The 6,713-nt window shown below is 41.9% G+C and carries 5 protein-coding genes and 3 pseudogenes; 6 read left to right on the forward strand and 2 right to left on the reverse strand.

Annotation, left to right across the window (positions count from 1 at the left end):
• The first annotated feature begins 12 nt into the window (after nucleotides 1-12).
• The 4 genes and pseudogenes from sctS to ACED28_RS17505 form a co-directional block, all read left to right on the forward strand.
• Nucleotides 13-279, forward strand: a complete 267-nt coding sequence (gene sctS, locus ACED28_RS17490) for a type III secretion system export apparatus subunit SctS (RefSeq protein ID WP_017096439.1) — start codon at nucleotides 13-15, stop codon at nucleotides 277-279.
• Nucleotides 276-1,058: a type III secretion system export apparatus subunit SctT gene (gene sctT, locus ACED28_RS17495; protein ID WP_029222875.1), complete on the forward strand. Its 783-nt coding sequence runs from the start codon at nucleotides 276-278 to the stop codon at nucleotides 1,056-1,058. The genes sctS and sctT overlap by 4 nt, the downstream gene beginning before the upstream one ends.
• A gap of 287 nt (nucleotides 1,059-1,345) precedes the next feature.
• Nucleotides 1,346-2,398 carry a type III secretion system export apparatus subunit SctU gene (gene sctU, locus ACED28_RS17500; RefSeq protein WP_017096437.1) on the forward strand — a complete coding sequence of 351 codons (1,053 nt, stop codon included), beginning with the start codon at nucleotides 1,346-1,348 and terminating at the stop codon, nucleotides 2,396-2,398.
• 114 nt (nucleotides 2,399-2,512) lie between these two features.
• Nucleotides 2,513-2,912: pseudogene (locus tag ACED28_RS17505) on the forward strand (IS3 family transposase); the annotation flags it as partial.
• 198 nt (nucleotides 2,913-3,110) lie between these two features.
• Here ACED28_RS17505 and ACED28_RS17510 read toward each other — a convergent pair.
• Nucleotides 3,111-3,676: pseudogene (locus ACED28_RS17510) on the reverse strand (IS630 family transposase); the annotation flags it as partial.
• A gap of 89 nt (nucleotides 3,677-3,765) precedes the next feature.
• Between ACED28_RS17510 and ACED28_RS17515 the strand changes: the two are divergent.
• Nucleotides 3,766-5,004: an ISL3-like element ISVa7 family transposase gene (locus ACED28_RS17515; RefSeq protein WP_032498467.1), complete on the forward strand. Its 1,239-nt coding sequence runs from the start codon at nucleotides 3,766-3,768 to the stop codon at nucleotides 5,002-5,004.
• Between the two features lie 12 nt (nucleotides 5,005-5,016).
• On the opposite strand, the pseudogene ACED28_RS17520 reads toward ACED28_RS17515, so the two are convergent.
• Nucleotides 5,017-5,508: pseudogene (locus ACED28_RS17520) on the reverse strand (winged helix-turn-helix domain-containing protein); the annotation flags it as partial.
• Between the two features lie 174 nt (nucleotides 5,509-5,682).
• Here ACED28_RS17520 and ACED28_RS17525 point away from each other — a divergent pair.
• Nucleotides 5,683-6,054 (forward strand): hypothetical protein, encoded by a 372-nt coding sequence (locus ACED28_RS17525; protein WP_017097360.1) that lies wholly within the window; start codon nucleotides 5,683-5,685, stop codon nucleotides 6,052-6,054.
• Nucleotides 6,055-6,713 lie beyond the last annotated feature (659 nt).

The raw sequence follows: 6,713 nt of genomic DNA on the forward strand, positions 1-6,713 counted from the left end.
GAGGAGAGAAATATGAATCCGGCCGAAATAATCCACTTTGCCACTCAGGCTTTAACGCTTGTTCTATTCTTGTCGCTGCCACCGATTCTGGTTGCGGCGTTTGTTGGCACCTTAGTCTCACTCATCCAAGCACTGACTCAAGTTCAAGAACAAACGTTGGGATTTGTCGTTAAACTGATTGCCGTCATAATTACCTTGTTTGTTACCGCACAGTGGTTGGGCGCCGAGCTGCATTCGTTTGCAACATTGACCTTAGATAAAATCCCGCAAATACGATGAGTTACGATGATTTGCACCACGCACTGTTCCTGTACAGCTTAACGCTTCCTAGGTTAATGGCTTGTTTTATATTCCTGCCGATCTTAAACAAGCAAATGCTGGGTGGCACCATGGTGAGAAATGGAATCTTGTGTTCTCTTGCACTTTTTATATTTCCTATAATTAATCAACAAAATTTACCTGCAGAAACGGATGGAATCTGGTTAATGGTTATCTTGGGGAAAGAGGTGTTATTGGGTCTGCTCATTGGCTTTATTGCGGCGATCCCCTTTTGGGCAATCGAGGCGGCAGGCTTTCTCGTGGATAACCAGCGAGGCGCAGCCATGGCGAGCATGTTTAACCCCACCCTCGGTTCGCAATCGACGCCAACGGCGGTATTGTTGACTCAAACTCTGATCACTTTGTTCTTCTCGGGCGGTGGCTTTGTCACTTTTCTTTATGCGCTATTTTCCAGTTACTCGTCATGGCCTGTGATAGGTTTTTTTCCAACCATAACAGAAGGGTGGGCACGCTTTTTCTACGACCAATTTGAGCAATTAATGTGGCTTGGAGTTTTGATGTCTGCGCCTATAGTACTGGCGATGTTCCTTGCCGAGTTTGGGCTTGCGCTCATCAGCCGATTCGCACCACAACTCAACGTTTTCTTCTTGGCAATGCCGATCAAAAGTGCCATCGCCAGTGTGTTATTGATTGTGTATCTGGCTCTGATGATGAACCACTTTCAAGCACTTTTCTCTGAAATCGCACTGTTCTCAGAGCAGCTAAACACTATTTGGTAATCGCTAGAGTCTGCTTATCTCTCGAACTTATTTTTGCAGCGACTTGTAGATTGTTCTTGCAAAAATAGATGCTTTGAAATGTGGTAACTCTATTCGATAAACCTATAATGCAGTGGAAAGAAACCACAAACGCCGTCCAAAGAGTTCAGCTAAAACGTTTTACTCTTTGTTGAGAGGGATTTACTTAGAACGATTCGGCGAAAAGGAATTAGCCGTCCGCCTCTCACCTGATTAAAACGCTTTATCTCGAACAAAATTCAACCAAAATAAATAAACAGGTCCTAATAATGAGCGGAGAAAAAACTGAACTCCCCACCCCAAAAAAACTCAGGGATGCCCGCCAAAAAGGGCAAGTTGCAAAAAGTCAGGAAATCATTTCATCTTCATTGATTCTGTCTTTGATTGTCGTGTTGTTTGCATTCGCCGATTACTATATGTCGCACATATCTGCCCTAATTTTACTGCCAAGCAAATTGGCATATCAGGGCTTTCAAGATGCACTACTCGACGTAGCTATCGCCATCGCCAAAGAAATGGTTTATCTGCTTGCGCCGATCCTCTTGATTGCAACCTTAGTCGCCATCATGGCTAACATGGGACAGTTCGGCTTTCTATTTAGTGGCGAGTCTGTCAAACCGGACATCAAGAAGATCAATCCAGTCGAAGGGGCAAAGCGAATTTTTTCGTTAAAGAGTATCATTGAGTTTATTAAGTCCATTCTCAAAGTTTCGTTACTTTCATGCATTATTTGGATAACGCTGAAAGGTAACTTAAACACGTTACTGCAGATACCTACCTGTGGGTTAGAGTGTGTACCGATCATCACTGGCGTATTAATCAAACAATTGATGATTATCTCTGCGGTAGGCTTTATTGTGATTGCCGCAGCCGATTTTTCTTACCAAAAGTTCGACCACACTAAACAGTTAAAGATGACCAAAGATGAAGTGAAACGTGAATACAAAGAGATGGAAGGCAGCCCTGAAATAAAAAGTCAACGTCGTCAACTGCACCAAGAAATGCAAACTTCTAACCAAAGAGATAACGTTAAACGCTCGAATGTGCTGGTTACAAACCCAACACACATTGCCATCGGTTTGTACTATAAAAAGGGCGAAACACCTCTGCCTGTGATTACCCTAAAAGAGACTGATGCGATGGCAAAGCGTATGATTGCGATTGCCAAAGAAGAAGGGGTTCCGGTGATGCAGAAAGTACCGCTCGCACGTGCGTTATATGCGGATGGGCAGTTAGACCAATACATTCCTGGCGATCTTATTGAAGCCACCGCAGAGATCCTGCGCTGGGTTGCGTCTCTGGAGCAATCTGAAGAGCAATAAGCGAGAAAACTATGTGGTTCAAGGTAAATATCGCTAGTACTCGACTCACTCAACTTGAAGATACAATTTTTAAGACATGAAAATGATCCATTTCTCCGTAAGCTATTGGTTGTGCATTACACCAGGCTCAATCGTAGAGCAAAGAAAGTAGAGGTCTCATTTAAGCCAAAAACGAGAAAAGCAATACAGCACCTAGCCATTGATGCGACTGGCCAATGGTTGATGGCGAAGGTGAATGGAAAGTCAAAAACGCAAGACAGATGGCAAGCGGAGAGTTTGTCGATATCGTATAACTCAAAGCATGAGCCGTCGTGGTAATTGTTGGAACGCCTGTTTTGAAAGCTTTTTCCACTCAATGAAAGTAGAAGCTGTCCAAGACGAGCCGATAATGATGCGAGAAGAGATGCTTCAAGCACTCTTTGAATACATCGAAGTTGTTTATAATCGAACAAGAAGGCACAGGGCTCTTGGGTATCTAAGCCCAATTAACTTTGAAAAACAATATGTCGCTTAATACCTTCTCCAGTCTAACTGGAGCAGATCATTAGGGCGAATGTCAAAGCTATAAACAAAGTCATAGGGCTAGGTATGCCTGTTAGAAGCTAACTATTAGTCAAATATGGCGTCGTTGAACCTCAAGCTGATTTGATCAACAACGCCTACAAGAACAGATTCACACGATTGAACATAATGATAGTGGCTATATACCCAATCAACTTGAAGATGCAGGCTTGAGAACTTGAATTTATCATTAATTCGAGATGTCAAAGAGCCTGCGATCTCTGGAAGAGTCACAGTAAAAAATTGACCTATTGCCGCCTTGAAGTCCCGTTTGCTTTTGAAGTAAACATTGTTCCTCGACTTCTCATTCATTACTTTCCATAGCCGCTCTATTGGGTTTAGGTTTGGGCTATAAGGTGGAAGATAATGCAGTTCGATATTTAGGACAAACGCCGCATCTTTGACTAAGTCACTGCGGTGATATCCTGCACCATCTAAGATGATATGAAGCTTATGGGCTAACAGATAGCTCTCTCTTAACTTACAGAAAAAGCGAACAATACTTTCACTGTTAATGCTTTCGTAATCGTGAACAATGGTGGCACCAATATCCGACAGGTTCAGTGCACCAATAATGTTCAATCTGCTGCGATTACCCGTTGTTTCAATCACTTTATCCTGACCAGTACGTATCCAGCCATGAGATATTTTGGTTGATAAGGTTGGGTGAACAGCGTCGATAAAAACTATCGTTTCACCCTTACCACAGCGGCTCTTCTCCGCTTAGATGAGTCTATAAACTAACAATAAAACCGCTAACACATTGATTTACAATCGCTTCCCACCTTATATATCAGTGTTGTAGTTTGTCGTTATTATCTTCCGCTCTATTTAACTTTAAAGGCCAATCCGTACAGTCTGTAACGCTTGAAGAAAGCTCTCATTCAGTACTCGTCAAGTGCAAGCGAGATAGACGCTGTAAAGTTGTTGATCCTGAGACTGGAGCTCCGCGCACCGTCGACCACTACGTTCACCGTCGCCTGTCGGATTTACCTGTCAGTGGTCGCCCTTGCGTTATAGAAATTGAATTGGCTCAGACAAGGGATAGGCTCGGCCGAAGGTTGATTGAAGAGGCTGATTTTGTTGATAAGGGGAGTCGTTATACAAAGAGGTTCTGTCACTTTATTAGTGGACTGTGCCGCTATATGAGCATCCACGCAGTGTCGAAGCATTTAGACATACGCTGGGAAACCGTGAAAAATATCGATAAAGCATTCCTTCTCTCTACCTTGCCTGCTTTAGAGCCTAAGAAGTTGACCAACCTTGTTCATATTGGCGTTGATGAAGTCGCCAGGGCTAAAGGCCATGATTATATGACCGTCGTTTATGATCTCGTTTCAGGACAACTTATTTGGGTTGACCATGGGCGGACTTCAAACGTACTCATCAACTTTTTTGAACAATTATCACCGCAAACGAGAGACGGCATCCAAGCGGTATCAATGGATATGGGGCAATCTTACCAATCAGCAGTGAGAAACGCTCTTCCGAATGCAGACATCGTTTTTGACCGGTTTCACGTTATGCAGAACTACTCTCTTCTGATAAGGAAAGAGCGTAATAAAGCGTTTAGGAAAGGAACACATGACGAGAAGAAAATGCTTAAAGGGACGCTATTTTTACTCCTCAAAAATGCGCCGAAATTAAGCGATAAGCAGTCAGATAGGCTAGATGATTTACTGGAAAGCAATAAGACTCTTTGTACGATTTATATGCTCAAAGAGCAGCTTCAAGCCTTATGGGATGAACGTAATTTTGACTTGATGATCGCAGCGCTTGATGCGTGGTGCCAGCTTGCTAAAAAGACGAGGATCTTATCTCTCATCAACTTTGCAGACGCGCTTTGGGAGAGAAGAGTTGGGATCTGCAACTATGCAAAATATAAGCTGACGAATGCCCGAGTGGAAGCAGGGAATGTATCGATAGGTCTTCTTAGACGGAGAGCCCGAGGAGTAAGGGATACTGATTACTTTAAATTGAAGATTAGACAAACCTCAATCCTAGAAACTCACTCTACCATTTATCCGGAAATCAAGCTCATCTAAGCGGAGAAGAGCCCCACAGCTTGCCTTTAGTGATTTATAACCATCTATGAAGGCTTGTTGTTTTGCTTCATCAAACTTGTGTGGAACGCCTTTCGGCTGCTTGTAGCTAAAGCCATTGTGGTGAAGCCATTTGTTCATACCTGAAACCGTATAATCAAGTCCAAATGTCTCTTTAACATAGGCGACAATTTGATGAGTATGAGAATAGGTTTTCTCAGTCAAATGCTCGATTAGGTGCATGGTTTGAGTAGCAGAAAGTTTACTTTGGCTTCCGCCATTTTCAGGCTTAAGTTTTTCAGAAAGAACGTAGTCACTGAGGTGACGTGCAACGGTCGATTCATTAATACGAAGGGCTTGTGAAATCATAGTCTGACTCCAGTCTTCAGAAGCTAGCAAAACAGCCTTAATACGGTCGCAAACTCGACTGTCACGTTCATTGTCGTGCATTTGTCCGAGTTGTAGTTTCTGTTGAGGAGTCAGTGCAATTTTCATGGCTCGTAGCATGATCCTGATTCTAAAGAAAATCAAGCATCTTCAATGATCACGGGTATAAATACCAATCAAATTTGCTCTAATTATTCATTTTTTGAATTGATATTAAATTTAAATTGATATTAAATCTGAATTGGGTTTCTATATATGCGATTTAACGTAATTATAAATATAATGGAGATATAAATGAAAAAAATCATTGCAGTAATACTTCTAGGAGTAACATGTTCTGTCTTAGCTAAAGAAGTGCCGGTTAATTCACCAGAAGTAGATTTGTTGCTTAGCAATAATACTATTCATGGTGTTCATTACGGGAAAAAAACAGTTCAATATTTTTCCGATTCAGGCACAACGTGGTGGATGAGTAGTGGTGATGTAAAACCCAGCGAAGGCACATGGCGCATTAAAAATAATAAATATTGTTCAAACTTTGGTAGTGGGGAAAGCTGCTACGAGGTTGTCCATGATAACTCACAAGATATCTATTACTTTTTAAAAGGCGATTTCCGAGCTCCGTTTATCCCTCGTGAGGGATACACGTTTAGCTCGGTAGACTAGTTGTTTCATTTATTTAACGTAACGGCACTTAGTGTGGCCCAAATTTAGACACAAGAACAGCTCCCTATTAGGAGCTGTTCTGCGTTACGGAGTCACGCAATTGAACATAGGAATAATGAACACCAATAATTTTTTTTAGTGAGTTTTTTAAAACGTATGTCTTTTTACGGATAACCTTGTTTTTCTTAGATTCATCACTACATCAAATATGAACAATATTGCTGTTAAACTAGTTTAAAGGTTTTGTATGGCTATCTATGTAGCGCCTGGTAATAAAGTCGGGCGAGATGGGGCTCTTTTCAAGAGTGTAAAATTAATACAACAAATCATACGGTTGTAGTAAAATATGGTCGGTATTGTACTATCCGTGATCATGAAATAGCGCCTCCAACAAGTACTGCAGCGCGACATTGGTTGCAGATTTATAGAACACCAGATAATACGGAGTAATGTCCGTAACATTATCGTAGAAAGGTCGCTTAGCGGCCTTTCTGCATTTGTAAGTATTAGGTAGCCTCCTTGCGGCTTTGTTGCGTAATTAAATTTAGAGATAGAGCTACCCCGTTTCGCGTATTTCTTAGTCAATACGACAAGTTTCAGGCACACCTAACCCAGTAAGCTTGTTCAACGCTTTTATCATCGCGTAAGTTTCACCCACC

The organism is Vibrio sp. 1F253, assembly GCF_041439295.1.
Classification (GTDB): Bacteria; Pseudomonadota; Gammaproteobacteria; order Enterobacterales; family Vibrionaceae; genus Vibrio; species Vibrio tasmaniensis_A.

Bases quoted from the DNA above. Each gene is read 5' to 3' on its own strand.
- sctS (WP_017096439.1), top strand. From the start codon at position 13: ATGAATCCGGCCGAAATAATCCACTTTGCCACTCAGGCTTTAACGCTT.
- sctT (WP_029222875.1), top strand. From the start codon at position 276: ATGAGTTACGATGATTTGCACCACGCACTGTTCCTGTACAGCTTAACG.
- sctU (WP_017096437.1), top strand. From the start codon at position 1,346: ATGAGCGGAGAAAAAACTGAACTCCCCACCCCAAAAAAACTCAGGGAT.
- ACED28_RS17525 (WP_017097360.1), top strand. From the start codon at position 5,683: ATGAAAAAAATCATTGCAGTAATACTTCTAGGAGTAACATGTTCTGTC.